The sequence below is a fragment of the Mesorhizobium sp. Root552 genome, from assembly GCF_001427285.1.
Classification (GTDB): Bacteria; Pseudomonadota; Alphaproteobacteria; order Rhizobiales; family Rhizobiaceae; genus Mesorhizobium.
Map to the genome: position 1 here is coordinate 1 of NZ_LMFV01000021.1, position 25,896 is coordinate 25,896.

A 25,896-nucleotide genomic window follows, 5' to 3' on the forward strand; every position below is an offset into this window, starting at 1 on the left:
ACAGCTGCTCGCCGACATCGAGGACGGACTGGTCGACGTTGTTGTCGTCTACAAGATCGACCGCCTGTCGCGTTCGTTGATGGATTTCTCGAAGCTGGTCGAGGTGTTCGACAGAAATGGCGTCACCTTCGTTTCCGTGACGCAGAGCTTCAACACCACCACGTCGATGGGACGGCTGACGCTGAACATCCTTTTGTCTTTCGCCCAGTTCGAGCGGGAAGTGACAGCCGAACGCATCCGCGACAAGATCCGTGCGTCGCGGCAGAAGGGCATGTGGATGGGTGGCATCGTGCCGCTCGGCTATCGCGTCGACAAGCGCAAGCTGGTGATCGAGGAGAGGGAAGCCGCCACGGTGCGCATGATCTTCGAGCGCTTCGTTGCCATCGGCTCTGCCACCGTGCTGGCAAAGACCCTTGCCGCCGAGAATGTCCGTACCCGGCGCGGCAAGCTAATCGACAAGGGCTTTCTCTACAAGCTCCTGAACAACCGGGTCTATATCGGCGAGGCGGTGCACAAGGGCGAAAGCTATCCCGGCGAGCACCAGCCGATCATTGATCGCACCCTGTGGGACAAGGTCCATGCCATCTTACAGGAAAGCCCGCGCCGGCGCGCCAGCAACACGCGGGCGCAGACACCAGCCCTGCTGAAAGGGCTGATCTTCGGCCCCAATGGCGCCGCCTTCTCGCCGACCCACACGAAAAAAGGCGACAAACTCTATCGCTATTATGTCAGCCAGTCGGTGCTGAAGCGCGGGGCCGATGCCTGTCCAATCGCCCGTGTGCCGGCCGCGGAGGTGGAGACCGCCGTCATCGATCAGCTGCGTGGGCTTCTGCGTGCGCCCGAAATCATCATCGGCACCTGGCGCGCGGCCCGCCCCGAAATCGAAGACCTGCCAGAGGCGGATGTTCGTGAAGCCCTGGAGCGGCTTGACCCGTTGTGGGATGAGCTGTTCCCCGCCGAGCAGGCCCGCATCGTTCAGCTTCTGGTCGAGCGGATCGATCTTTCCACCAACGGTCTTGCCATCCGCCTGCGCACGCAGGGGCTAGTAAGCCTTGTTGCCGAGCTTGGCGCTATTTGTCCGGATCAGAAAACCACCGATAGCAGGAAGGCAGCCTGACCATGACCGTGCCCTTCACCAGCGAACACGACACCATCACCGTGCACGTGCCGCTGACCTTCGCCCGGCGTGGCGGGCGCAAGCAAATTGTCCTGCCCGACGGCACGTCATCATGGGCACCACCTCGCGCCCGCGTCGACAACACCATGGTGAAAGCCATCGCCCGCGGCTTTCGCTGGCGCAAGCTGCTGGAGGCCGGTGTTCATGCCACCGTCGAGGATGTTGCCGCTGCCGAAAAGATCAACCCGTCCTATGTCAGCCGCGTCCTGCGCCTGACATTACTGGCGCCGGCAATCGTCGAGGCCATTCTCGACGGTAGGCAGGGACCAGAGATAACGCTGGCGGCGCTGATGAAACCATTTCCAGTAGCGTGGGAAGATCAAACAACCGCGTTCTTGTAAAAATTTCCCTTTCGGCTTGAATGCGTATGATCGGTCAGCCTACTGAGGGACATGAGTCAGCAGTTTCAAGAACTTCGATCCGCACTCTGGGATGCGGCAAACACGTTGCGCGGCTCTGCTGTCGATCGCACTGATTGGAAGGGCTACATCCTCCCACTCCTGTTTTTCAAACGCATCTCGGACGTCTGGGATGAGGAAACGGTTGAAGCGCGAGAGCTCTATGGAGATGCCGATCCTTCGCTGTTTCCCGAAGTGCACCGCTTCGTTCTCCCTGAGGGTTGTCACTGGAACGACATCAGGGAAGTCCCGGCCAACGTCGGTGCAGCTCTCCAAAAGGCCATGCAGGAGATCGAGCGGGCCAATCCGGACACGCTGTTCCGCGTCTTCGGCTCGGCGGATTGGGGCAACAAGGAGAAATTCTCCGACGAGTTGCTGAAGGATTTGATCGAAGGGTTCTCCGAGATCGGCCTCGGCAACACCACCGTCAGCACCGACGTGCTGGGCGACGCCTACGAATATCTGGTGGGCAAGTTTGCCGATGTCACCCGCCGCAACAAGGCGGGCGAGTTCTACACGCCGCGTAGCGTCGTGCGCATGATGGTCGAAATCCTCGACCCGAAGGAAAGTGAAAGCATCTACGACCCCGCCTGCGGCACGGGCGGGATGCTGCTCGGGGCTATTGAGCATGTGATGCGCAAGGGCGGCGACCCGCGGACCTTCTACGGGAAGATCTATGGACAGGAGAAAAACCTGACCACCGCCGCCATCGCGCGGATGAACCTCGTCCTGCACGGGATCGAGGACTTCCAGGTGGCCCGTGAGGACACATTGCGGAACCCGGCTTTCACGGATTCCAGCACGGGTGGCCTTGCCGCCTTCGACTGCGTCATCGCGAACCCGCCGTTCTCGCTCAAGGAATGGGGGCGTGACCTGTGGGAGGCCGACCCCTGGGGCCGGGCCCAGTACGGCATCCCGCCCGAAAGCTACGGCGACTACGCCTTCGTCCAGCACATGATCGCATCCATGGCGCCGACCGGGAACAGCCGCATGGCGGTCGTGCTGCCGCAGGGCGCCCTGTTCCGGAAGTCAGCTGAAGGCTCGATCCGGCAGGCGCTACTGGAAAAGGACATGGTCGAGGCGGTCATCGGCCTTGCACCGAACCTGTTCTACGGGACGCAGCTGGCCGGATGCGTCGTCATCCTGCGCCGCAAGAAGCCCGAGTCACGCAAGAACAAAGTACTGATCATCGACGCCTCTGGTTTGTTCCGCAAAGGCCGGGCACAGAACTTCCTCGATCAGGAGCACCGCGACCAGATCGTCACTTGGTACCGTGCCTTCGAAGATGTTGAGGATCGCGCCAAGGTCGCAACGTTGGACGAGATCAAGAAGGAAGGGTGGACACTGAACATTTCGCGCTATGTCCTGCCGCCGATTGGCCAGGACATCCCCCCGCTGCCCGAAGCTGTCGAAGTGTTTAAGACCGCGCTGGCAGATGCCCGCGTGGCCGAGGACCGCCTGCGCAAGGTGTTGGTCGAAGGGGGATGGCTGCAATGAGCAGACTGACTCAACGCGAACTCGAAAGCTATCTATGGGGTGCCGCCACGCTGCTGCGCGGGTTGATCGATGCCAGCGACTACAAACAGTACATCTTCCCGTTGATGTTCTTCAAACGCCTGTCCGACGTCTGGGACGAGGACTACAGCCAAGCGCTCGATGAAACCGGTGACGAGGGCTATGCCACCGACACTGCCAACGACCGCTTCGTGATCCCCGAAGGCGCGCACTGGAACGACGTCCGTGAAGCACCGCGCGATGTAGGTCGGGCGCTGTTGTCGGCCTTCCTCGCCATCGAAGCTGCGAACCCCGAACGCCTGCAGGGCGTCTTCGGTAACGCAAACTGGACCGATAAGGCGCAGATGCCCGACAGCACGCTCAAGAACCTGATCGAGCATTTCTCCAAGCACGACCTGACCCTTGCCGCTGTGCCCGAGGATGAGCTTGGCAACGGGTACGAATACCTGATCAAGAAATTCGCCGACGACAGCGGCCACACCGCCCAGGAATTCTACACCAACCGCACCCTCGTCCATCTGATGGCGCAGATGCTGGAACCCCGGCCGGGTGAGAGCATCTATGACCCGACCTGCGGCACCGGGGGCATGCTCATCTCCTGCCTCGCCGAGGTGAAGCGCCGCGGCGGTGACATCCGCACCACCGGCCTTTACGGGCAGGAGCTGATCACCATCACCGCCGCCATCGCCCGGATGAACCTGGTCATCCACGGCGTGGACGATTTCCACATCGCCAGTGGCAACACGCTGACCGCGCCCGCCTTTGTGGAGGGCGACCAGTTGCGCAAGTTCGACGTGGTCCTCGCCAATCCGCCGTATTCCATCAAGAAATGGAACCGTGGCGCGTGGGAGCAGGATTCCTGGGGGCGCAACTTCCTTGGCACCCCGCCGCAGGGACGGGCGGACTACGCCTTCTTCCAGCACATCCTGTCGTCGATGCACCCGAAGACCGGGCGTTGCGCGATCCTGTTTCCGCATGGTGTGCTGTTCCGCAATGAAGAGGCCGAGATGCGGCGCAGGCTGGTCGAATCCGACCGGGTCGAATGCGTTCTGGGGCTGGGGCCGGGGCTGTTCTACAACTCGCCGATGGAGGCCTGCGTCGTGATCTGCCGCTCGCAGAAACCCGAGGCGCGCAAGGGGCGCATCCTGTTCATCGACGCAGTGGCCGAGATTGCGCGCGAACGGGCGCAAAGCTTTCTGCGGCCAGACCATCAGGCGCGCATCCTGTCGGCCTATCACACCTTCGCCGATGATCCCGGCTTTGCGGCGGTAGCAAGCGTGGCAGATGTGCTGGTAGCAGACGGCAACCTGTCGATTGCCCGCTATGTGAAGCGGCCCAAGGCGGTGGTGGCCGGTGGCGGAGCCACTCTCGCAGCGACTTGGGCGGCGTTTGACGAGGAAGGTCGCGAGTTCTGGACGGGCATGGACGCGCTGGTGGACATGCTCGATGGCTTGACGCCTGCGGAGGATACCGATGCTTGAGCGGCCGATTTCCAAGGCGGGGTGGACGCGCGTGGCCTTTGGCGACGTGGTGCGCCTGTCGAAAGCGCGCGTGGCCGATCCTGAGGCCGCCGGGATCGAACGTGTTGTGGGGCTTGAGCATATCGAACCCGGCAACTTGCGCATCCGCCGCTGGGGTGACGTAGCCGATGGCACAACCTTCACCACAATGTTCAAGCCGGGACAGGTTCTGTTCGGCAAGCGCCGTGCCTATCAGCGCAAGGTGGCGGTGGCGGATTTCGAAGGGGTCTGCTCTGGCGACATTTATGTGCTGGAACCGGCGAACGACCGGCTGATGCCGGAGCTACTGCCCTTCCTATGCCAGACCGATGCATTCTTTGATCATGCCGTCGGCACCTCGGCCGGGTCGCTGTCGCCGCGCACCAACTGGACCAGCCTTGCCAGCTTCGAGTTCCTGCTGCCACCGATCCAGGAACAGGCGCGCTTGGTGGAGATTCTGGTGGCCACCGAATGTAGCCTTGAGGCGTACCGCGAGGTGCAAGAACGCCTTTCAATGCTGTTCGACAGCACTGTTTCTGCGTTTGTCGCTCGCTGGGACGAAAAACACGAATTTGATGATGTTATCGTCGACACTGCATATGGCACTTCGAAGAAGTCAAACTCAGACGGTAAGGGCGTCCCTGTTCTGGGTATCCCCAATGTATTGCGTGACGAGCTTTACCTCGGGGAGTTCAACACAGTGGATCTTTCTGCCTCAGAGCTAAAAAAGCTCGCGCTTGAAGATGGGGATATTCTGGTCGTTCGAACGAATGGCAATCCCCTCTATGTCGGGCGGAGCGTATTAGTCGAGAACCTCGGTGAAAGATTTGCATACGCCAGCTATCTGATCAGGATACGTGTCGATAAGCGAAGGATTACACCAGCTTATGCTGCTTGTGTTTTCGGCTCTTTGCAGGTTCGGCAAGCCTTACGTCGTTTGGCAAAATCAAGCGCGGGTAATTTCAATCTGAACTCAAAGGACATTCGCTCGATCCGGTTGCCTATCCCAAGCATCGAAGAACAAACAGAACTTGTCGCGCAGGTTTCTGCACTACGGCGCACATCAAAAGAACTGAACAAACGGATTGACGCTGCGTTCGAACTCAATCGAAAATTATTGGAGGACATTTTCTCGTGACCTTCACCGAAGCCAACACTATCGAGGCCCATCTGCGCGACCTTCTCGCGGGCGCGGCCTTGGCCCGCCCAGCACAGCTTTCCATCGGCCTCGCCCGCACGGCCGACAAGATCGCGGGCCTCGGCTGGCATTACGTCGTTCCTGCCGACCTTCCCCGCCAGCCGCAAGAGGTGTTAGTCGAACCCCACCTGCGCGACGCGCTGATCCGTCTGAACCCGGACATCGCCGCCAACCCCGGCCGGGCCGATGACGTGCTCTACCGCCTGCGAGCCATCGTCATGGGGGCGCGGTCGGACGGGTTGGTGAGGGCGAATGAGGAATTTTCCGCGTGGCTACTCGGCGAACGCTCCATGCCCTTTGGCCCGAATGGCGAACACGTTACCATCCGGCTGATCGATTTCGATGATATTGAAAAGAACAGCTTCGTCGTCACCCAGCAGTTCATCATCCGCGCGGGCAAGACCGAAAAACGTGCCGATCTTGTCGCTCTGGTCAATGGCATTCCGCTGGTACTGATCGAGGCCAAGACGCCGGTCCGATCCAGCCAAAGCTGGCTCGATGCCGCGTTGCAGGTGCATGACGACTATGAGCGGAACGTGCCGGAGCTGTTCGTGCCGAATGTCTTTTCGGTGGCGACCGAGGGCAAGGAATTCCGCTATGGCTCGGTGCGAATGCCGGTCGATATGTGGGGGCCCTGGCGCGACGGCGACGGGCCGCAGACGATGGGCGCGGTGGAAAAGGCCGCCACCTCGATGCTGCGTCCGGCGATGGTGCTGGATATGCTCGACAGCTTCACAGCCTACGCCACGCAGAAGGGCAAGCACCGCATCAAGATCATCGCCCGGTATCAGCAGGTGGAGGGCGTCAACAAGATCGTTGCGCGGGTGGTGGCAGGCCAGCCGCGCAAGGGGCTGATCTGGCATTTCCAGGGGTCGGGCAAATCGCTGCTGATGCTGTTTGCCGCGCGAAAACTGCGGCTGCACCCGGCGTTGAAGAACCCGACGGTGCTGATCGTGGTGGACCGGATCGATCTCGACAGCCAGATTGCCGGCACTTTCTATGCCGCCGACATGGCCAACATGGTCCGTACGGAAAGCCGGAAAGAGCTGGCCGAACTGATGGCCAAAGATGCGCGGAAGGTGGTGATCACCACGATCCACAAGTTCGCCGAGGCCGACGGCGTGCTGAACGACCGCGACAACATCATCGTGCTGGTGGACGAAGCGCACCGCACGCAGGAAGGCGATCTGGGCCGCAAGATGCGGGATGCGCTGCCGAACGCGTTCCTGTTCGGCCTGACCGGCACGCCTATCAACCGCGCCGACAAGAACACCTTCTACGCCTTCGGCGCCGACACCGATGAAGGCGGGTACATGAGCCGCTACGGCCTGAACGACTCGATCCGCGACGGGGCGACGAAGGAACTGCATTTCGAGCCGCGGCTGGTCGACCTGCACATCGACCAGAAGGCCATCGAGGAAGCCTATGCAGAACTGACGCAGGGCCTGACCGACGAGGACCGGGATCGGCTGGGCAAGGCGGCAGCGAAGATGTCTATCCTGGTGAAGTCCCCGAAGCGGATCAGCGCGATCTGCGGCGACATCGCGAAGCATTTCCAGGAGAAGGTCGCCCCGAATGGCTTCGGTGCGCAGGTGGTGACCTTCGACCGCGAAAGCTGTCTGCTCTACAAGCAGGAACTCGACCGCCACCTGCCGCCCGAGGTTTCTGACGTGGTGATCTCGGTCAACAGCGGCGAGTTCGAGTATGCGGCGTTCAAGCGCGACCGGGATGCCGAGGAAAAGCTGCTCGACCGCTTCCGCGATCCGAAGGACCCGCTGAAGATCATCATCGTGACGTCGAAGCTGCTGACCGGCTTCGACGCGCCGATCCTGCAGACGATGTATCTGGACAAGCCGCTGCGCGACCACACGCTCTTGCAGGCGATCTGTCGGACCAACCGTCCCTATGGCGAGCAGAAGACGCATGGCCTGATCGTCGACTACCTCGGCATCTTCGACGACGTGGCGCAGGCGCTGAAGTTCGACGAGGAGGGCGTGCAAAAGGCGGTGTCGAACATCGCCGAGCTGATCAACGCCCTGCCGACCGCCCTGCAGAAGTGCCTCGCCTATTTCGCGGGCGTGGACCGAAGCCTGACCGGCTACGAGGGCCTGATCGCCGCGCAGGAATGCATCCCGAACAACGACCTGCGCGACGCTTTTGCGGCCGACTTCAGCGTGCTCGCGCGGATCTGGGAGGCCCTGTCGCCCGATCCGGTGCTGACGCAGTACGAGACCGATTATCGCTGGCTGGCACAGGTCTACGAGTCGCTGAAGCCCTCCAGTGGCACAGGGCGGCTGTTGTGGCATCGGCTGGGCGCCAAGACCATCGAGCTGATCCACGAAAACGTCCATGTCGATGCGGTGCGGGATGATCTCGACACGCTGGTTCTGGATGCCGAACTGCTGGAGGCGGTTCTCGGCAACCCTGACCCGGAAAATAAGGCCAAGGAAATCTCGGTCAAGCTGGCGGGCCGCCTTCGGAAGCATGCGGGAAATCCGAAGTTCAAGGCGCTAGGCGAGCGCCTGGAGGACCTGAAGAACCGGCATCAGCAGGGTCTCCTGCTGTCGATCGACTTCCTGAAGGAGCTTCTGGCGCTGGCGAAAGACGTGGTGAAGACCGAGCGCGAGACGCCAGAGGAAGAGGACATCGACCGGGGCAAGGCGGCGTTGACCGAGCTGTTCGAGGAAGCACGGAACGGCGACACGCCTGTGATGGTCAAGCGGGTCGTGGACGATATCGACGAGATCGTGCGCGCGGTCAGGTTCGACGGCTGGCAAGCGACGCACGCGGGTGAACGCGAGGTCAAGAAGGCGCTTCGCCAGACGCTCTTTCGCTACAAGCTGCACCAGGACGCAGAGCTGTTCGAGAAGGCATACGGCTACATTCGTGAGTATTACTGAACATGAAGGAGTTGCTCGACAACGCGGTGCTTTCGATCGAGCTCGGAGTTGAGGACTACCAGACAGGGGACGAGCGTCGTGTGCTGTCCGCCATCCGGAACCTTTACGCCGGCGTCTTGCTGCTATGCAAACAGGTGCTTTGGAACGAGTCGCCGCCAGGAACAGACGGCTCACTGATCTACAAGGATCTCGTTCCGCGAAAGATCGATGGCCGCGTTCTCATGGTGCCTAAGAAGCCACACCGGAACACGGTTGACCGACAACAGATCGAGGAGCGTTTCAAGGAGCTGGGGCTCAATCTCGACTGGTCAAAGCTCCAGGATCTTGCTCGGATCAGAAATGATGTCGAGCATCTGTTCATGACGGTGAAACCTGCGATTGCGAAAGAAGCTCTTGCTTCGGCCATGCCAGTCATCGAGCAGCTGTTGGTGGGGCACCTGCAGGAAGAGCCCGCACATCTCTTCAGAGATGGTGTCTGGAAGTCACTTCTTGAGAATAAGGATGTTTTTGATCAGCAGCAGGCGAGATGCACTGAATCGTTCCGGAACATGAACTGGGAGTCTGAGACCCTCGTTGAAGCGATCACAGAACTCAGGTGCTCGAATTGTGGATCCTCTCTGGTTCGGCAGATTGATTCCGACAACCAGAGCTTCGAGGCAATGGAGATCGATTGCGCGGAGTGCGGCGAGGCATTGGATCGTGAGGATGTTTTCGAGGCTGCAATCGGCGAGTCTTCAGCAACCGACGCATACATCGCCATGACTGACGGGGGAGAACCACCAGTTACCACCTGTCCCGAATGCCATCGTGAAAGCTGGGTGAACGGAGAGGGGTGTGTCCTGTGTCCGGGCGCTGATCTGACGTGTTCGATGTGCGGAGAGGAATTCAATCCGGACGACTTCAACTATGACACCGGCATGTGCTCATACTGCGCTTGGAAAATGGACAAGGTCACGCGCGAATAAGTCAGCGGGGTTCTTCACGCTCACCACCACGCAAAGTTGGACTTCAGATTCTCTCTCATGCCGAATCGCATAACAAAATTACGGCTCGAACTGAGAAAATAACTATGTATTTACAGTGACTTGCAACTCCGTACCAAATCCGTGCAGTCAGGAGCTTTGGAGAATATCGGCGAAGAGAGAACGAAATCGGCGTTTTAGCTAGCCGGCGGAGTCAACAGATTTGACCTGAAAACCCGCAGTTCTGCGCCATTCCGAGACCCGAAACCAGCAATAGAGAATGATTTCAATAGTTTAAATGGCGGACCGCCCGGGATTCGAACACATACGCCGAAGAAATCTGCTGGCGCTCGGCTGCTCCACAAGAAATGTCGGCTTTCGGGAAATCTCCAGTGTCAGTCGAACGGCCGGAATCGGGGCGCGAAGCTGCCGTTGGCAGACAATGCGGACCTTCGACATTAAAGAAATTGCCCATCGAGAAGGCACAATTCAGGCAAACTTTGCCTAGCCTTTCGTTACCTGTTCCTTCTTCGGTCGCCGCCCGCGCCTGTCGCCGAATCTTTCGCCGCTCTTTTTCCCCGCCCATGGTGGTGGTTGCTTCTTCTCTACCCATGGAAGCAGTCTGATCGGCTTCGCCTCCAGATGTCCGGTGATAATCGGGTAGCGGGCGATAATCAGCTGCAGCAGCGACAATCCCGCCGGATTGGTATAGCGGGTGGCTGTTTCGGTATAGCCGAGCCGGCCTGAGATGTCTTCGATGATACCGTCCGAAATCCCGGCTTGCTTCAGCGTGTCGGAGAAACCATGGCGCAGCGCATGGATCGGCCGTTCCCAAAGGCCGTTAGGAAGACATTTTTCGGCAACCGGAACAAAGTCCTTGTAGAAGCGATCCCCCGGGTCATTCTTCTTCAGGTATGGCGACATAAGCTCTGGAAAGAGGAGCTTATGTCCCAGTTCCTTGAGACGCTCTACATATTCGATGAAGTTCAATCGCAGGAGCTCGTTCGGCAGCGGCAGCAGGCGGTGCGACTGCGCGTTCTTGATCCGCCGGACCTCGTTCCGCTTGATCTGGATCGCCCAGATTCCGTCCCGCTGCATGACTTCGTCGACCATCAGGCCGGCGAATTCGTTTCGGCGAGACCCGAGATAGGTATAGAGCATCGGCAGGTAGTAGTTGGCGCAGTGAAAGGTAACGTCCCCAGGAAGCTCCGGCTTGTCTGCGGCCGACCGGCCGGTGAAGACCGGTATGTCATATAGGGGCCTGATCTCTTCAGGCGCTGGCTTGACCTGCTGGAGCCTGAGTTCGCCCTTCGGCGGTTTCCTTGGGCGCAATCCCTCGAAGGTCCACTCGGGGACCGCGAAGTAAGACGATCGCAGGTGCTTCAGGAAATGGTCGAGGTTGCCAAGATGTCGACGGATCGTCGACGGTTTCAACCCTAGCCGGATCTGCTTGCCTTTGGCTGCGTCTTCGTCGGCACGCCTGCGGCTTTCTTCGCGGAGTTCGCGGGGCGAAAGGCTGCGCAAGCGCGGGCTGCGCCCCCAATGCGGCAGAATGTGATTGAAGTGCTGTCGCAGCGCCGCGACATGCTCCTGGGTGATCTCCCGGGAATGCGTCACTCCATGTTCTTCCAGGATGCCGCGGAACATGCCGACTAGTACACGGACGTCGGACGCGGTGTCGTCCTCCCACTGGTCCTGATTGTTGGCGATCAACTTCTCGACCTGTTCGTCGAATCCGGAAAGGGGTAGATCCTTGCGTGACGTGCTCTTGCCTGAAGTGGCGACCGGCGCAGGAAGCGAATCCGTTGCTAAGGGTGGTTCGACTGTCTCGGCGAGGCCGGATGGCAGGTTGGCAATCGGGACCGACCTCTCCAGATCCGCTGGCACGTGGGCGAGGATCGTTTCCTCCGCGTCGGCGCCCCACAGTAAGCGGGGCTTCGCAGGGAGAGAAGAGGGAATGGCCTCAATCGCCCGCTCGAGTTCCCGGACTCCTCCCGTCAGCTTGGGCTTTCTGAGATCAGCGGCGGAAGCAAGAAGTGCATCGGCGCGAGCCCTGTAGATCTCTTCGATCGCCGCGTCCCGATTGAGCGCTGTGTCATCGAGGCCGACCTGAGCCATACGGTGAAGCACATCCCGCAGGAACGGGCTCCGCGTCGAGCCCTGCCGATCCGAAAGCAAGCCCTGTCGTTCGGATCGGTAAGTCGCTGCGATGAAGGGAATGTCGTCGGCCTCGGCGCCCGCGTCGAGAAGCGCCTCGCGGGCTTCGCCCCCGTCCTCGAACGAAAGCTCGTCCTTCGCGCCGTAGGCATTGAGGAGGCGGTAAGCCCAGCCGACCTGCCGGTCGGCCTCGTGCTGGGAAGGATCGCGAAGCGTGCCGCTACGCTTAGCGGCGCGGTCGAGTGCGTCAATCTCCTCGCGCATGGCCTCGGCCTCGAGCGCGAAAATCTTCGTGAGCTGTTCCTTGGTCGCCATTCTCGCTTTCGGCACCATCTGCATCTGGAGCAGCATGGCGTTGAGCCGCCGCGCCACCACGGATGCCTTCTTACGGTCCGATAGCCTAAGGCTCAATGAAAGCCGGGCGTTTCCGGCCGCGGCGAAGCCGACGGGAATACGCGCCCGCCAATAGAAGACCGGTCCCCTTAGGATGAGATTCTCGACCTGGTGCCTGCGCAATCCCATCCGCCCGTGCTCCGTCGGCCCCGGGCGGATGGACACCACCTGTGGGCATCAGTTGTGGGCACCACTTGGGCAAGGGCGATTCAGCGTGAATCTCAGGCGTTCTGAAAGGCCGGAATCCCGCGAGTTTCAAGGATTTCTGGGAGCGGTTTGGCTGGGGAACCTGGATTCGAACCAGGACTAACGGAGTCAGAGTGTTTAAAGACACTTTGAATCTGCTTAATTATTCTCCATATGTCGCACTCTTGTCGCGATCAGTTGAGCAAAGCACTGGCCGCCCGGTCCATCTGGCTTCCGTCGTCGCCCCTCGGGAAGAGGTGAGAATAGACGTCGAGCGTTACTTGAATAGAACTATGGCCCATGCGTTCCTGCACCACCTTGGGCGGCAAGCCGAGCCCTCCATCTTCGGGACGGTTGATGAGCCAGCTTGCATAGAAGTGGCGGAGCGCGTGCAGGCCCGAATACTTGGCGGCCATGATAGGCTTGCCGCGTCCGTTTTTCTTGCCGGTATCGACGGACACGCCTCCCGTAACCTGCGGCGGATGGAACCACCGCTTTACGATATTGGCATGGTATTCGATGCCGCCAGTCCCCGTGGGAAATACAAGGTTGAGTTCGCCTTTCGGGCACTCCTCTTTCCACGCCTTCATGGCGGCGACCAAATCGCCGGGCAGGGGGATGGTACGGCGACCTTTCGCGGATTTGGGGGAACCGATTTCTTGATAGGCGTCGGCGCGCTGACGGATGGTTACTTCCGCCCGGTCGATATCCACGTCGGACCATCGCAGCCCACGAAGTTCGGACGCCCGCATGCCAGTCAGCACTGCGGTCATAATGAAGATGCGCGGCTTGCCCGTCGCATGCGCCAGCATCGCCTTCACTTCATCTCGCGTCGGGATGTCGACGCCGACCTGGACCTGTACGACGTGGCGCGCCGCGACCTGTTTCTTGGCCTTTCTTCGACCGATATCCTTGACTGCATTGCGCACCACAAGGCCGCGTTCCTGCGCGTCAGAAAGCAGAGAGCCAAGACTGACGCGAACGGCCCGAACCATCGCAGGGGAGCGCCCCTGTGCCTTCAGCGTATCAAGGAACGCGCGAACGGCAGGCACCGATATTTCCGTGAGCCGCTTATTTCCGATGAACGGTTCGATATGCAGACGAAGATGCTGCTTGTATTGGGCGACAGTCGAACGCTCCAATCCTTCATCCTCGCACGCCGATATCCAGTGCTTGCCCGCTGCGGCCACGGTGATCGTGTCGGCGTCGGCCACATGGATGCGCCCGGAGACTTCAACGTGGGTTTGAGCGTCGAACGCAAGGGCATCCTTCTTGAGTTTGAAGGTTTTGATGTGGCGCTTGCCGTGCTGGTCAACATAGTCGGCTACCCAGGCGCTGCCGGGCTTGCCATTATGAATCCATGCGCGCTCGCGAACCGTCATGCCGCAGGCATATGCGACTTACGGAATCATTGCAACAAGAAGGAATGCGCGAAAAATCGCGCCAACAAGGAAACCGCTTGCAATGTTCGGTTACGCTATATGTAGTTGGTTGGCATTCACCCACTACAAAACTTAGCCAACCGCTCATCGAGCGCAAGGAGGAATAATGATTCACGATAACGACAACACGCTTGCCGCGGACCTTCTCCGCGGAGCTGACGCGATAGCGGAATATCTCGGCTTTCCTCGGCGGGCCATTTATCACGCCGTGACCAAGAACCACCTGCCGCACTTCCGCATTGGCGAAACGGTTTGCGCACGAAAGTCGACACTGACGGCTTGGATTTCCGAGCAAGAGTCGAAAGCAGCCTAACAACCAAGAGCCGGACCCCACCGGCCTTCACGCACAACCCAACAACGGGAACCATCAACTTGAAAATCTTATCGATACGACCGCTACCACAGGGTGGTGGCGAGAAGAATCTCGCGCGTTTTGACGTCGAGCTAAGCGAGCATCTGCGGCTCTATGGCCTGCTTCTACGGCAGTGGCCCGATGGCACCCGGCGTATTGCAGCACCGCAAGCCAACGGCCGCCACATGGCCACTTTCCACTCCGCGCTTGCCGCGGAAATCACCGACCATGCATCTTCAGCTTTTGAGGGCCTCAATGCCAATGACCGCACCAGCCACTAAAGGCGCCGCACCCGCTGAGTTCGATGGCGCCGCCATTCGGTCGCACGTCGAATTGCTCCACCGCCTCGCGGATGGTGTGGAGGGCGTGTTGGTCGTGTCCGTCTTTCATGCACAGACGACCAGCGCCAACGACGCACCCGGCACGGTGACGCACCATGTGCCCGGCGACGTGGACGGCATGGTTGCCGCCATCGAGGCCCACCGTGAAACCGTCGGCGCAAATGTCTATTGCGGGCTGCAGGTTATGCGACGTGAGCTTGCACGGGGGAAGCGCGGCACCGAGTCCGATATCGTTGCGGTGCTTGGCCTCGTCGCGGACATGGATTCCGATACGGGCAAGGACGGCGGCACTTATCCCATGCCGCCTAACATGGTGCTGGAAACCTCGCCCGGTAACCGGCAACCGTTCTGGCTGTTTGACCGGCCGCTCGTTCCATCTGTCGCCAAGGCGGTTGCAAAGTCGCTGAAGGCTGCCACAGGGTCCGACCACGGGACCGCCGATATTACCCACGTCTGGCGCGTGCCGGGAACAATGAATTGGCCCAACAAGGCGAAGTTGGAACGAGGCAGGTCACCAGATCCCGCAACCGTTGTGGTGGCTCAGCCTTGGGACGGCACGTTTACCGACACAACAGCACTTGCCGTGGCTTTGTCACAGTCCGCTGGTCACGTGGTTGCTGCACCCGTCGAACTTGGCGATCTTCCGACAGTAGACGGCGTTGAAGTGTCGTTAGAGGCCGCCGACTTGCTTGGCGCAAATGATGTCGGTGACCGTTCGGCACACGCCGCCCGTGTGGTCGAGCGACTGGCATTCGACGGCTTTGCTGCGGAAGTTGCAGCCGCCTTATTTCTGTCGGCCACCGGTGATTGGCTTGGCCGTTATCCTACCCGACACGCCGCCCGGGCCGACTTTTCCCGGCTATGGGGAAAGTTTGCCAAAGATACGACGCCTGTCGCAACTGGCGCCATCGCTGCACTCACGGCATCCAAGCCAAAGCGCGAACCACCCGTGCCTGCGAACGATAACAACCCCTTTCCCGGCATCTTGACCAGTGGCGAATTCGTAAGTGGCTTTGCACCACCAGACTACCTGGTGGACGGAATCCTGCAATCCGGATTCCTTTACTCAATCACCGGCCAGACCGGATCGGGAAAGACCGCCGTTGCACTGCTCGTCGCCGCCTGCGTTGCCATGGGTGAAATGCTCGCCGGCCTTGAGGTCAAGCGAGGCCGCGTTCTTTACTTCGCAGGCGAGAACCCCGATGACGTGCGAATGCGCTGGATAGGGCTTTGTCACGAGATTGGCATCGATCCGACCGATATCGACGCACATTTCGTCGAAGGGGTTTTCTCGATCTCGGAGTTTGCCCAGCGAATTGAGAAGGACGTCGAGCGCCTGGGTGGCGTAGCGGCGATCTTCGTCGATACCACTGCGGCATACTTTCCCGGCACCGATGAGAACAGTAACGTCGAGATGGGGCAGTATGCCAGGCTGCTTCGCTCACTCACGCGGATGGAGTGTCGGCCTGCCGTCATTGCTGCCAGTCATCCCATCAAGAACGCGGCCGCAGACAACCTTCTACCCAGGGGTGGCGGTGCTTTCCTAAACGAAGTCGACGGCAACCTATCTCTGGCGAAACGAGGCGATCGCAGTGCTGAACTGCATTGGCAGGGCAAGTTCCGCGGGCCAGATTTCAAGCCAATCATGTTCGATCTTCCGGCGATTACCGTCCCCACTCTTGTAGATAGTCGCGGGCGTGAGATTCCTACCGTGCGGGCTGTGGTCGTGGGCGAGACTGAGATTGCAGCGCGAGCACACGCCGCGACGAGGGAGGACCAGCGAATGCTGTTGGCCATCCGGCAGGACGGAAACAGGTCACTGCGGGAGTTGGGCGAGTTCCTAGGCCTTGGTGAAGGCGATGCCGCCAAGCGCAGGGCACAGACGATTACCGACCGGCTGAAACGCTCACAGCACATATCGTACGACCTGGGCGTGTGGAAGCTCACGAAGAAGGGCACGGATGCGGCCACCCAGGCGGGGAAAGCCGTGCACGAGGAGGATGCGCGCGCCGAAGCCATAAAGGGGTTTCTTGGCAACCACCGGCGCAAACGTGGTGGGGCGTACCGCGCACGAAAAGAGGGTACGGATGGTGAATAAATGATATAAATATCAATGGTTTAAGTAGCGTACCGCTTCAGAACGCTCACATTATCAAACCAAATTCTTTGGAGGTGTGTGTGTTTCACACACCCTCCAATGGTCGAAATCATAACCGTACGAACGTACCCTTTTCCTATAGAAAGCGCGTACGGTACGGGAGCAACTATGACCACCACCACACCCATCACCGACCTTACTGGCCAGCCCGCCACCGCCATCCGCCCGCGACTGGGACGACGTATTTCATGGGCTGAGCTTTACAGGCAACGGCCCGATCTGAGGCCGGTGAACGACAATTCTGACGCTACTCCGCAGCCTGCATCAATTCCGGCGCGTCGTCGAGGATGATCGCCAGATCGGCGGCGCTCAGCGTGATCGTATAGCGCTGGCTCGCACCCTTGCTGTAGATGTCCTTGACGATGAGGGTGAGATAGACGCCTTCGCTATCAATCGCGACATCTTCGGGCACCAGCGGACGATCTAGAAGCTCCTTGATCTTGCCGTTTTCGCGTTTTGCGGGTTGAGCAACAATGCGCATTTCACTTCTCCGATGCTTGTCGGAGTCGCTCGATGCAATCTTCGTGCCGCTGATTTAGGTTAGTTTATGTGTCAGAATGGGACGCACCCACGGTGGGCCGCTGCTCGTCCTTGCCCTCGTCAATCTTCTGGAGAAGCCGCGCGAGGGTCTCGGCTCGTAGTTTCGGAAGCCCTATCAGTGGCTTCCCGGATAAGACAGCGGGCTCATCGTTGCGGTTATCCCAGACTGTCCATCCTCCGTCCGGTGCGCAGAATATCGTGAACCGCTGCATGTTAAGCCCCCTTTACGTAGGGTAAACCTCGCGTGCCACGAGATCAATGACAGCTATCTGCAGGAGTGTAGTCGTCCAGATATGCGCCCACTTCCTTTGCGGCCGCGATGAATGCGTTGCGAGCCACGCTGGGAGGCTTACCGTGCTTTATTACATCCAAGCACGCCTTCATGGCCCTGAGCCGGCGCGCGGACTCTCGCGTTGGCCAGTCACGGAGCAACACGGACGCTGCGTCTGCCGTACTTACAATTATCCGATCACGATCGACGCGCCCAAGCTGGATACGGACGGGCTTATGAAACGGCCTACTCATGTCAAACGCAATGCGCAGCGCGCGCAGTCTCCCCATCGATGGCGGAATTAACTTAAGTTTGATCGAAGGGCAGCCCCGCTGTCAATGGGGTTGCCTCGCAACTCGGCGCCTCGCCTGCCAGGGACCGGTGCTGGCCAAGACCTTTGAAAAAGCTGTAGAAAAAAAGTTTTAGGCATCGGTAAAGCCTGCTTGCGTTTTGCGTGCGCGCTTTATGTAATGATCTGACGGTGCGTCGAGAGCATCGACTCAGGCGTTACAGCGCCCTTCACAAGACACCCTGCCGACCGGGCACAGCCGGCGGCGCGCCGTTCAAAGAACGGCAAAGCTGCTTACGGAGAAACCATGTCGAGCAAAAACTGCGGTCAGTACCGCAGGCTTCTGACGCACATTGAATTCCAGGAAATCATCCATGACTACAAAACAGAGACCGAAGCCCGCGCAAACGGAACACCTATCCCACCACCCACAGCCCGCCGTCGCGTATTGCCGGCTAAGCCAATAGTGGCGTCGCACCCGATACCGTCTCCACGCGTTCTGGCACCAGCAAATGACAACCATCGCCCGGTCGCCGTTGTACCCACCACCGCAAGCACGCCTGACAGGGTGGCCAATGCCTTGCCTCCAGCGTTACGACGAACGCTCTTCAGGCTCCGTGAACTGGCTCGACCTGTTGATATGTCAGTGCCGGAAATGGTGCTCGCGGCGGCGAATACTAATGCGGCTGACGATACCGGAATTGGCATCGATCACCGCCACGACATCACACCGGGCAACAGGGCGTTAGAGGACTTAATTGACGCATTTGCCGATGGCATGCGAACGCGCGTGGTGGTCGACAAGAAGGGGCGCATTGAGCGTTTCGTCGGCGGGATTCACTACCATCGCTCAGTTCGAGGTTCAGGCGAAATTGTGGAGGTCGGTGGGCGCAGCAGCCGCGGCAAGTTTTTCGGCCTTCGCGCGCATCGCGGCCAGATCGTTGCTTATGCAAAGAACGGAAAGCGTGCGCAGCCATCGTATGACATCGGCGACCCGCGCGGTGCAGACGACGCTGAACTGCCAAGGGAGACAACAGCGACGGTTTCCGCCCATCCTGTGCTTGCAGAAATAGAGCGAGGTGACGACTTCGCCGATTTTTGCGCCAAGGTGGAACCGGAAACGGCGCGCCTTCTGCGTGTCATCATGGACGCCGACTCTTTTCAGGAAGTGGCACGAGCCGCTGACATGACACCGACTGCGCATAATGGCCGCCGTATCACTGAAAAAATGTTGGCTTCAGTAACAAAACTTCTGGCTGCATGACCGTTTTGAGCGGTGAGGCGCGGATATAGGTAGGTGGAGAAAATCCCCATCCTCCCCGCAGCAAACTTGGCCGCCTCCCGGAGGCTTTTCTTTTGCCCCTCACAACCAACAACTTGGAAAATCAATGATGGTTTCAACCAATGAAGCCGTCGACGCCATCTGTCGACATATAGGCTTTGATCCACCTCGCGCGGGCGCCGTAGCGAAAAAACTAACGGAGGCCGGCACCATCCCTTCCGGCGGCCCTGGCAAATCACCAGAACTTGCCGCTACCCACGTCGTCGATGTCGTGCTCGGCTGCAGCGTGGACGCGCCCCTCCGCGCCGTTGCTAGCGCCGTCGAGCAATACCGCGGCCTAGTTCTAGGCGGCGCAAACCTGTCAACAGCGCCAGCCGCCATCGATCGCACGGCAGGCGACGCGCTCGACGTCTGGGCCGATATCGCGCTGCATGGCGATGCTGACCTCCTACGTCGCGACAGGATCGAAGTCGTATCGTCATGGCCGGAAATCGCCATTTATCGCGACGGTACGGTTACGCGGTTTGTAGCACCCGGTGCGCTCGCCAGCCACTGGCAGGCAAGCGGCCACCGGCGCAGCACCACAATTAACGGTGCGGCCTTTGTTGATGCGCTGCGCGAACCCTTCCTGAAGGAGCACAAATAATGGCGCTACTAAAGAAACCCACCGTGTCCGCCTCCGCCGATCCATTCCGCGTTCCGTCTCTCGCGGAAGTTGACAAAGACTACGCGGCCCTGCTGCTAAAGCAGTCAGATCTGGCGGCACGCCAGATCGATCTCGAACGTGAAAAGCGCTCGCTGGAAAAGGCGATCGCCGCCGACACAAGTGCGGAAGTGAAACCAGCGATTGCCGAACTTCTCGGCGACGCGCCGGGCAGCAAGGCGATCAACCGTCGCCGCGTGGCAGAAATCCGCTCGGAGATTTCCGACGTTGAACAGGCGCAGCGCGTTTTGCGCCAGCGTATCAGCGATGCCCGCGGTCGTGCTTCGACAGCGGTCGTGGCGGTTAGCCGGCCTGAATACGCCAAGCGCGTCAAGGCGATGGTTGTCGCCATGTATGCGCTCGACGCTGCGCACAAGGATTATGACGAATTGCGGTCCCAGTTCGAGGCCGAGGATATCAGCTGGACGAGCTTGATCCCCATGTCCCCGACATTCCTTGGTTCATCGAATGAACCTGACCGTCGAATTGCAAGATTTATCGCAGAAGCAGCGAGCGCCGGCTATGTCGATTGAAAAAGCAACCGAACGGCGCAGCAAAACCCAGCGACGCATCAAGCTGCCTGGAGGTGAGGTTCGGTACGCCGTCACCTCGCCAGAGGCGATTGCTCGCGTACTCCGGGCCAAATCAAAGCTTGGCCGGCGGGAATCCAGGCTGGATGCAGCGGAGGCAAAACTTGGGCGATAGAATTTCTGGTTTCGCGGCGCGGTTTGGCGATGAAACGGTGATCGCTGGCGAGTTTCGGGAGAAACTGGCGCCGGGGGCATTCACACGCACCCTGCGCGAAAAGCCGGATGTCGTCATGCTTCTCGATCACGATTCAGGTCGCGTGCTGGGGCGTGTCAGCGCCGGCACCCTGACACTGCGGGAGGATCGGATCGGCCTGTGGTTCAGCGTCGACGTCGATACCTCGACGCCGGAAGGTCAGACCGCGCTTGGCACGGTGGAACGACAAGACGTCAAGGGCTGTAGCTTCGGCTTCCGGGTGCGCGCGGAAGAATGGCAGGACGGTGGTGACAGATTGCCCCTGCGCATCATCACCGACGTCGATCTACACGAGATTACGCTGACCGCGTTTCCGGCTTACGCGACGACCAGTGCCAGCCTTGCCCGTTCGAACGACACCAGCGCCTCTATCGCCAGTACCAACGCAGCTAACGCCGCACGGCGACGAGCGGAGGCAGCGATGCGGAAGCGTGGGATATCATGCTGACAGGCCGGATTATCAACTTCACCGGTCGCTTCGGGTTCATCGATGCGGATGGGATGCACATCTACTTTCGTGCCAGCGACTGCCGGTGCGCGCCGTATCGTGGTGACCTAGTTCGGTACGACGTCGATGAGAGCGGCGGAAGGCCAAGGGCCATTAATGTGCGCCCCGTCAAGTCCGTGGCTATTTCGGAAGCTGACCGAGTGTTTGGGCGGGCGTAGGGGTACCGATGCCTCTGGGGTCATCGCTTTTCGCGCACCGGTGGCTCACCAAAGCGTTAAATCCCGCAAGTTTTCAAAAAGTGTTCCCACGGTAGGGGGGTACATTAGAAGTCTGTCATGTCTCCTCTCTAGGACCGGCGATGGGCCAAAGCGCGCATTTTTCCAATTCAAATGTTGAGGTCAGATCGCAAGCAGATGCGATTCCCGCGCCGCCTCGATGAAAGCTGTGCGTGCACTCTCTGCTTTCGTGGGATTTTCCATTGCGGCGCGGCAAGCGTGATGCGCCGTGCGGATTGTCATGGAATTTCCAGGCATTCTCTCGCGGATAAATTCATCTGCGTCGCGGGCATTGAAGATATTTCTGATGCTCCCGAATAGCCCAACATTGACCGGTACAGGCACGGAAAACCAACCCTCAGACATAGCGGCGACTCCTACTACGTAGTGTCTACAAAACGCGCCAATTGGTCGAAAGTTTCATCCTCGCGGTTTGTTGAACCGTCCACCACACAGCCCGCCTCGCGCGGGTTTTTTCAAGGAAACAATATGGACTCTTACGACATTGCGCACGCTTCGGCGGAGCGCACTGCTGGCGCCTGCGTTGCGCTTGGCATTGACCCAATCATCACAGCGGACGCGCTTCTTACCGTGGCTTTGGCGACATGGGCTGCGGAAACTGGCCGGGTGGTCGACGCCGTCGATCTTTTGGCAACATGGGTGGAGGTGCGAGATGGCCGTTGATGTCGAAAAGCTTGTCGTCCAGCTTTCGGCCGACATTAAGAAGTACGAAAACGCCTTGAACCGGGCAATGGGCGTGACCAACCGGCAGGCCAAGGCGATCGAGTCTCGTTTTGTCAGAATGAACAAGCGCGTCGCGTCGTCGATGTCATTTTCAGGCAGCTTCGGGCGCGGCTTGATCGGTGGACTTGCCGCAGGATTCTCAGCGCAAGGCGTGCAGCATCTACTGGATAGCGCCACCAAGATTCAAAACTCACTGAAGGTCGCCGGGCTTTCCGGCAAGGAGCTTGAGCAGGTTTACGACTCCCTGTTTGTGTCGGCACAAAAGAATGCTGTTCCACTGGAAGCGCTCGTAACGCTTTACGGACGCGCTGCACAACAGCAGAAAGAGTTGGGCGTCACCAGCGCCGACCTCGTCAAGTTCACAGACAACATTGGGCTTGCACTGCGCGTGGCCGGCACGGACGCAACGACAGCATCGGGGGCGTTGCTCCAACTTGGCCAGGCGCTAGGTTCCGGCACGGTCCACGCTGAAGAATTCAGCTCGATCCTGGAAGGCGCACCGACTATCGCACAGGCGGCTGCCGCCGGCATCGATGCTGCAGGCGGTTCGGTCGCAAAGCTCAAGCAACTGGTCGTTGACGGACAGGTATCATCGAAAGCATTCTTCGACGGCTTCGAAGCGGGCGCGGCGATCCTCAGGGACAAGGTGGCGGGATCGGAGATAACGGTCTCTGCCGGCTTCGCCCGGTTGCAGAATGTGCTCGTTGACGTGGCTACCCGCATCAACGACTCGACCGATGCTAGCCAGATACTGGCAAACTTTCTGAGCGGGCCGTTGTCCGACGCGATCCGGGACGTCGGTGGGATATTTTCTTGGGCGGCCGAAGGGCCGATAGGCCAGTTTATCGACTACTTGAACAAGGCGGTTGATGCGGCCGTGCAGGCATCCGCGGACCTCGGCCAAGCCACCGGACTTGCGAAGATTGGGGAGCGGTTCGGCGCAAAGCCCTACATCGGCCAAGGCCGTATCCAAGACCGCATCGACGGCGCGTTCGCCGGCACCGCAGCACCTAAATCCAGTCGAGCCGGAACTGAACTGACGGTGAGCAATGGCTCGGTCGTTAAGCCAATCACGCTCGCAGACTACCCTGTCACCGGCGGCAAATCGGGCCGCTCTGGAGGCCGCGACCGCCCCGACGACCTGCAGCGCGAAATCGATCAGATCAAGGAGCGCACCGCAGCCATTCAAGCTGAAACCGCAGCGATGGCTGGTATCAACCCGCTGATTGACGACTACGGTTTTGCGCTTGAGAAAGCCCGCGCAAAGCAGGATTTGCTGACTGCAGCACAGAAGGCGGGCATTGCTATTACGCCGCAGCTTGAGGCGCAAATCGACTCTCTGGCCGAAGGCTATGCCAACGCCAGCGTTGCGGCCGAGCAGCTTGCGGAAAGCCAGGACAAGGCACGCCAGAGCGCAGAGGAAATGCGCGATCTCGGCAAGGACGTCATGGGCGGGTTTATCCACGATTTGCTCGACGGCAAGTCGGCCGCAGACGCACTGGCGGGCGCCCTTGGCAAGATAGGCGACAAGCTGCTCGATATGGCCATGAACGACCTCTTCGGAGGCGGCGGTGGGTCTGGTGGCGGCCTGCTGAGCATGCTGTTTGGCGGCGGTCAGTCATCGTTCATTCCGGGCATATTGTCCGGCGCGCGCGTGAGGCTGTTCCACAAGGGCGGCGTTGTGGGGTCCGGCGGTGGTTCTACCACAGTTAACCCCGGCGTTTTCGCAGGCGCGCCGCGTTATCATAGCGGTGGCATTGCTGGGCTGAAGCCAGACGAAGTGCCGGCCATCCTGCAAAAAGGCGAGGTTGTACTGCCGAAGGGCGCGCAAAGCCCGACAGGCGGCACCACCTTCGCGCCGGTCTACCACATAGACGCCCGCGGCGCTGACGCTGCGGCTGTGGCGCGGCTCGAGGCGGGGTTGGCCAAGACCAATCGCGAGATGCAGGCCCGCATTGAGAGCGGCGTGCGCAATGCGCAGAAGCGGAATGTTAAGTTGGGGTGATCAGGTCACGAGGAACGCGGCGAGAAAAACCGCCGTTGCAACGACGGCCAAATAGCTGACACGCCGCTTCGGACGTAAGACTTCGGCAGGTGATTTGATCTCGTCGGGCCGGACGGTTCGTTTCGGATGGAGTTGTGAAATCCGCTCGCTGGCTTGGGACGCGTTCCACGGCCCGACTGACGCCGGCGAGGCATGCCATTCGGAATATGCTTCCTGCTTGCGGCGTGTTTCTTCGTCAAACTGAAAGCGACGTGCTCCGCGCCAATTCGCTTGGAAGTCGTCTTTTGCCATCTCGTCGTTATATGCCATCTGGGCTAAAGCGCGGTTTAGCAGACTGGTAAAATGCAGCGGAAGAGCGACGCCAACTCATGCAATTTTAGCTGCTTGTGTAACGCCCATGAAGGCTCACAGCATTACAATCTTGAAAATGAGCTTGCATGAGATCACCGCGCTTTTGCGGGATAACCTGACGTCGACCGCACTGGCGGCCGCGGCGGTGATATTCGCGTGCCTACTCGCACTGGCCGTTAATGGAGTAAGGCTCAGGAACCCACTTCGGCGCAGCATGTCGACGACCGAACTTCGCTTTCGCAACGTATTTGCAATGATGAGCGAAGAGCGGCGGCAAGCAATGATCGCGAGCTACGTGCGCAAGTACAACTGCAACCGAGAAGAGGCGATGCGGCACGCTCTGGAGCAGCGCGACAGGGATGTCCGAAGCTGGCGATAGGATACTGGTCGAACACAAACACTGTGTAGAAACTCAACGGAATGTTGCGTTTTAGGACTTATCCGTTGCGGTCGTTGTAACAGCTTGTGTATGATCTTTCTGCGCCCCGAACGGAAGGTGGCAGCAACCACCTTCCGAACACGGGCATAGCGCCATCTGGCGTTGCGAGGTCTGCGGTATCAGTCTTTGTCAGAGACCCGCAGACCTCAGCCAGCACCAATCAATGTACAGTAACCATTGCGGACAAGACGACTCTGGGGCGGTGTTGTTCACAATCATTTTGTTCCCTGTGTGTTCCGGGGCCCCTTGGACGTCTTCTCGGTCAATACGGGGTGGATTTGGGAGGGCGGAAGAAGGTTATTGACGATCACCCCTGTTGCTCTCACTTTCAACAAGTTGATTGAATACGGTTAGAGAAAGCGCAGTCGGAACGATGACGAATAAACTTAGTACTTATCAGATTGTTACCGGTGGTTTGTCCGCGATCGCGGCCACAATCGCCGCCGCCATCTTTGCGCAGATGTTGAGCCAGTCCAATACGCTTGGCGAACACACTGAAAAGCTAAACGGTGTCGACACCGCTATTGGCCGTTTAGAAGCTACCATGATGAAGCGCTTTGACGCGGTGGATCAATCTATCTCCAAGATCAGTAGCAGGATCGACGCGTCGTCGATCGATCTCGGTTCCGTTATCGCGAAAATGGGAATTGTGACGCCTAACGATGTTTTCGATGCTGCTGTCTATGATGGATCTGTTTGGGCGTTTCCTGCAGACGCATCGGTCTCTGCAAAATTAGAGCAGGCAGGCATTCGCCGCGAGCAGGTCAACAGCGCTCTTTTTGGATATCGTGTTATGAGTCTAGATGCTCTTTCGCCGAGCAACCAGCAATAATCGAGCGGTTTGGCACTTGTTGCACTGCGCCCATTGACTCCCCAAGGAACATATTCCTACCATGTCCCATGGCAAGAGCAAGGCGACACGACTCCATCAACACCAGCACGCTAGAGCGCATCGAGCGGCAGGTTGGTCTGCTGCGTGGTGAAATAGCTGGACGCCTCGAACTACCCGGATTTCGGCGCTGGTAGGACGGAGATGAGGTCTGGCGCGGCCTGATGCGCGGCGATTGCTTCGGTTTTGGTCTTTAGGC

24 protein-coding genes and 1 tRNA gene are annotated in these 25,896 nt (G+C 59.5%); 18 read left to right on the plus strand and 7 right to left on the minus strand.

Annotation, left to right across the window (positions count from 1 at the left end; translation table 11 throughout):
* The 7 genes from ASD50_RS10590 to ASD50_RS10620 all read left to right on the plus strand — a co-directional run.
* Window positions 1–1,117 (plus strand): recombinase family protein (locus ASD50_RS10590; RefSeq protein WP_056240309.1); only part of this gene is annotated, 1,117 nt, incomplete at its 5' end.
* Window positions 1,118–1,119: 2 nt separating this feature from the next.
* Complete coding sequence (locus ASD50_RS10595) at window positions 1,120–1,518, plus strand: hypothetical protein (protein WP_056240314.1); 399 nt, start codon at window positions 1,120–1,122, stop codon at window positions 1,516–1,518.
* Between the two features lie 51 nt (window positions 1,519–1,569).
* Window positions 1,570–3,072: a type I restriction-modification system subunit M gene (locus ASD50_RS10600; protein ID WP_056240317.1), complete on the plus strand. Its 1,503-nt coding sequence runs from the start codon at window positions 1,570–1,572 to the stop codon at window positions 3,070–3,072.
* Window positions 3,069–4,571 carry a type I restriction-modification system subunit M gene (locus ASD50_RS10605; protein WP_056240321.1) on the plus strand — a complete coding sequence of 501 codons (1,503 nt, stop codon included), beginning with the start codon at window positions 3,069–3,071 and terminating at the stop codon, window positions 4,569–4,571. Before ASD50_RS10600 ends, ASD50_RS10605 begins: the two co-directional genes overlap by 4 nt.
* Window positions 4,564–5,727 carry a restriction endonuclease subunit S gene (locus tag ASD50_RS10610; protein ID WP_056240323.1) on the plus strand — a complete coding sequence of 388 codons (1,164 nt, stop codon included), beginning with the start codon at window positions 4,564–4,566 and terminating at the stop codon, window positions 5,725–5,727. The genes ASD50_RS10605 and ASD50_RS10610 overlap by 8 nt, the downstream gene beginning before the upstream one ends.
* On the plus strand, window positions 5,724–8,687 hold the full coding sequence (locus tag ASD50_RS10615; protein WP_056240327.1) for a type I restriction endonuclease subunit R: 2,964 nt from the start codon (window positions 5,724–5,726) through the stop codon (window positions 8,685–8,687). The genes ASD50_RS10610 and ASD50_RS10615 overlap by 4 nt, the downstream gene beginning before the upstream one ends.
* 2 nt (window positions 8,688–8,689) lie before the next feature.
* Window positions 8,690–9,652 carry a hypothetical protein gene (locus ASD50_RS10620; protein WP_056240332.1) on the plus strand — a complete coding sequence of 321 codons (963 nt, stop codon included), beginning with the start codon at window positions 8,690–8,692 and terminating at the stop codon, window positions 9,650–9,652.
* A gap of 501 nt (window positions 9,653–10,153) precedes the next feature.
* Here ASD50_RS10620 and ASD50_RS23615 read toward each other — a convergent pair.
* From ASD50_RS23615 to ASD50_RS10630, 3 genes are all read right to left on the minus strand, one after another.
* Complete coding sequence (locus ASD50_RS23615; protein ID WP_200952394.1) at window positions 10,154–12,178, minus strand: integrase; 2,025 nt, start codon at window positions 12,176–12,178, stop codon at window positions 10,154–10,156.
* Between the two features lie 298 nt (window positions 12,179–12,476).
* Window positions 12,477–12,558, minus strand: a tRNA-Ser gene (locus ASD50_RS23065).
* A 21-nt stretch (window positions 12,559–12,579) separates the two neighbouring features.
* Complete coding sequence (locus tag ASD50_RS10630; protein WP_056240339.1) at window positions 12,580–13,767, minus strand: tyrosine-type recombinase/integrase; 1,188 nt, start codon at window positions 13,765–13,767, stop codon at window positions 12,580–12,582.
* 166 nt (window positions 13,768–13,933) lie between these two features.
* Here ASD50_RS10630 and ASD50_RS10635 point away from each other — a divergent pair, with 166 nt between their 5' ends.
* Genes ASD50_RS10635 through ASD50_RS23390 form a run of 3 tightly spaced genes read left to right on the plus strand, consistent with a single transcriptional unit; the run spans window position 13,934 to window position 16,618 of the window.
* Window positions 13,934–14,140, plus strand: a complete 207-nt coding sequence (locus ASD50_RS10635; protein ID WP_056240342.1) for an excisionase family DNA-binding protein — start codon at window positions 13,934–13,936, stop codon at window positions 14,138–14,140.
* Window positions 14,080–14,460, plus strand: coding sequence for a hypothetical protein (locus ASD50_RS23070; protein WP_162252006.1), 381 nt, complete (start codon window positions 14,080–14,082; stop codon window positions 14,458–14,460). Before ASD50_RS10635 ends, ASD50_RS23070 begins: the two co-directional genes overlap by 61 nt.
* A complete protein-coding gene (locus tag ASD50_RS23390) occupies window positions 14,441–16,618 on the plus strand; it encodes an AAA family ATPase (RefSeq protein WP_210168928.1) in 2,178 nt (725 codons plus the stop codon). Before ASD50_RS23070 ends, ASD50_RS23390 begins: the two co-directional genes overlap by 20 nt.
* Window positions 16,619–16,925: 307 nt before the next feature.
* Here ASD50_RS23390 and ASD50_RS10645 read toward each other — a convergent pair whose 3' ends face one another.
* Window positions 16,926–17,159: a hypothetical protein gene (locus ASD50_RS10645; RefSeq protein WP_056240348.1), complete on the minus strand. Its 234-nt coding sequence runs from the start codon at window positions 17,157–17,159 to the stop codon at window positions 16,926–16,928.
* A gap of 314 nt (window positions 17,160–17,473) precedes the next feature.
* The gene (locus tag ASD50_RS10655; protein WP_320410607.1) at window positions 17,474–17,779 is read right to left on the minus strand and encodes a DUF982 domain-containing protein; all 306 of its coding nucleotides are present in this window, start codon (window positions 17,777–17,779) and stop codon (window positions 17,474–17,476) included.
* A gap of 306 nt (window positions 17,780–18,085) precedes the next feature.
* Here ASD50_RS10655 and ASD50_RS23075 point away from each other — a divergent pair, with 306 nt between their 5' ends.
* The 4 genes from ASD50_RS23075 to ASD50_RS10675 all read left to right on the plus strand — a co-directional run bounded on the left by ASD50_RS23075 (window position 18,086) and on the right by ASD50_RS10675 (window position 20,994).
* On the plus strand, window positions 18,086–19,042 hold the full coding sequence (locus tag ASD50_RS23075; protein ID WP_156465022.1) for a hypothetical protein: 957 nt from the start codon (window positions 18,086–18,088) through the stop codon (window positions 19,040–19,042).
* 124 nt (window positions 19,043–19,166) lie between these two features.
* Complete coding sequence (locus tag ASD50_RS10665; protein ID WP_056240359.1) at window positions 19,167–19,706, plus strand: hypothetical protein; 540 nt, start codon at window positions 19,167–19,169, stop codon at window positions 19,704–19,706.
* Window positions 19,706–20,296 carry a hypothetical protein gene (locus tag ASD50_RS10670; protein ID WP_056240362.1) on the plus strand — a complete coding sequence of 197 codons (591 nt, stop codon included), beginning with the start codon at window positions 19,706–19,708 and terminating at the stop codon, window positions 20,294–20,296. The genes ASD50_RS10665 and ASD50_RS10670 overlap by 1 nt, the downstream gene beginning before the upstream one ends.
* Before the next feature lie 161 nt (window positions 20,297–20,457).
* Window positions 20,458–20,994 carry an HK97 family phage prohead protease gene (locus ASD50_RS10675; protein WP_244484486.1) on the plus strand — a complete coding sequence of 179 codons (537 nt, stop codon included), beginning with the start codon at window positions 20,458–20,460 and terminating at the stop codon, window positions 20,992–20,994.
* Between the two features lie 398 nt (window positions 20,995–21,392).
* On the opposite strand, the gene ASD50_RS22445 is transcribed toward ASD50_RS10675, so the two are convergent.
* Window positions 21,393–21,635, minus strand: a complete 243-nt coding sequence (locus ASD50_RS22445) for a DUF982 domain-containing protein (protein ID WP_082549588.1) — start codon at window positions 21,633–21,635, stop codon at window positions 21,393–21,395.
* Between the two features lie 123 nt (window positions 21,636–21,758).
* Here ASD50_RS22445 and ASD50_RS10685 point away from each other — a divergent pair, with 123 nt between their 5' ends.
* Both ASD50_RS10685 and ASD50_RS10690 read left to right on the plus strand, forming a co-directional pair.
* Window positions 21,759–21,953, plus strand: a complete 195-nt coding sequence (locus ASD50_RS10685) for a hypothetical protein (protein WP_056240370.1) — start codon at window positions 21,759–21,761, stop codon at window positions 21,951–21,953.
* Complete coding sequence (locus tag ASD50_RS10690; protein WP_056240381.1) at window positions 21,943–24,018, plus strand: tape measure protein; 2,076 nt, start codon at window positions 21,943–21,945, stop codon at window positions 24,016–24,018. Before ASD50_RS10685 ends, ASD50_RS10690 begins: the two co-directional genes overlap by 11 nt.
* Here ASD50_RS10690 and ASD50_RS10695 read toward each other — a convergent pair whose 3' ends face one another.
* Window positions 24,019–24,309, minus strand: a complete 291-nt coding sequence (locus ASD50_RS10695; RefSeq protein WP_156465023.1) for a hypothetical protein — start codon at window positions 24,307–24,309, stop codon at window positions 24,019–24,021.
* Window positions 24,310–24,451: 142 nt separating this feature from the next.
* Between ASD50_RS10695 and ASD50_RS10700 the strand changes: the two genes are divergently transcribed.
* Window positions 24,452–24,748, plus strand: coding sequence for a hypothetical protein (locus ASD50_RS10700; RefSeq protein ID WP_156465024.1), 297 nt, complete (start codon window positions 24,452–24,454; stop codon window positions 24,746–24,748).
* Between the two features lie 433 nt (window positions 24,749–25,181).
* Window positions 25,182–25,640, plus strand: a complete 459-nt coding sequence (locus tag ASD50_RS10705; RefSeq protein ID WP_056240391.1) for a hypothetical protein — start codon at window positions 25,182–25,184, stop codon at window positions 25,638–25,640.
* Window positions 25,641–25,896: the final 256 nt, after the last annotated feature.

Excerpts from the sequence above, each read along its gene's own strand:
- ASD50_RS10695 (WP_156465023.1), bottom strand. The coding sequence starts at position 24,309 with ATGGCAAAAGACGACTTCCAAGCGAATTGGCGCGGAGCACGTCGCTTT.
- ASD50_RS10655 (WP_320410607.1), bottom strand. The coding sequence starts at position 17,779 with ATGGGGAGACTGCGCGCGCTGCGCATTGCGTTTGACATGAGTAGGCCG.
- ASD50_RS22445 (WP_082549588.1), bottom strand. The coding sequence starts at position 21,635 with ATGTCTGAGGGTTGGTTTTCCGTGCCTGTACCGGTCAATGTTGGGCTA.
- ASD50_RS10670 (WP_056240362.1), top strand. The coding sequence starts at position 19,706 with ATGGCGCTACTAAAGAAACCCACCGTGTCCGCCTCCGCCGATCCATTC.
- ASD50_RS10690 (WP_056240381.1), top strand. The coding sequence starts at position 21,943 with ATGGCCGTTGATGTCGAAAAGCTTGTCGTCCAGCTTTCGGCCGACATT.
- ASD50_RS23075 (WP_156465022.1), top strand. The coding sequence starts at position 18,086 with ATGTCGAGCAAAAACTGCGGTCAGTACCGCAGGCTTCTGACGCACATT.
- ASD50_RS10605 (WP_056240321.1), top strand. The coding sequence starts at position 3,069 with ATGAGCAGACTGACTCAACGCGAACTCGAAAGCTATCTATGGGGTGCC.
- ASD50_RS10685 (WP_056240370.1), top strand. The coding sequence starts at position 21,759 with ATGGACTCTTACGACATTGCGCACGCTTCGGCGGAGCGCACTGCTGGC.
- ASD50_RS10610 (WP_056240323.1), top strand. The coding sequence starts at position 4,564 with ATGCTTGAGCGGCCGATTTCCAAGGCGGGGTGGACGCGCGTGGCCTTT.
- ASD50_RS10620 (WP_056240332.1), top strand. The coding sequence starts at position 8,690 with ATGAAGGAGTTGCTCGACAACGCGGTGCTTTCGATCGAGCTCGGAGTT.
- ASD50_RS10635 (WP_056240342.1), top strand. The coding sequence starts at position 13,934 with ATGATTCACGATAACGACAACACGCTTGCCGCGGACCTTCTCCGCGGA.
- ASD50_RS10600 (WP_056240317.1), top strand. The coding sequence starts at position 1,570 with ATGAGTCAGCAGTTTCAAGAACTTCGATCCGCACTCTGGGATGCGGCA.
- ASD50_RS23390 (WP_210168928.1), top strand. The coding sequence starts at position 14,441 with ATGACCGCACCAGCCACTAAAGGCGCCGCACCCGCTGAGTTCGATGGC.
- ASD50_RS10630 (WP_056240339.1), bottom strand. The coding sequence starts at position 13,767 with ATGACGGTTCGCGAGCGCGCATGGATTCATAATGGCAAGCCCGGCAGC.
- ASD50_RS10705 (WP_056240391.1), top strand. The coding sequence starts at position 25,182 with ATGACGAATAAACTTAGTACTTATCAGATTGTTACCGGTGGTTTGTCC.
- ASD50_RS10595 (WP_056240314.1), top strand. The coding sequence starts at position 1,120 with ATGACCGTGCCCTTCACCAGCGAACACGACACCATCACCGTGCACGTG.
- ASD50_RS10645 (WP_056240348.1), bottom strand. The coding sequence starts at position 17,159 with ATGCGCATTGTTGCTCAACCCGCAAAACGCGAAAACGGCAAGATCAAG.
- ASD50_RS10665 (WP_056240359.1), top strand. The coding sequence starts at position 19,167 with ATGATGGTTTCAACCAATGAAGCCGTCGACGCCATCTGTCGACATATA.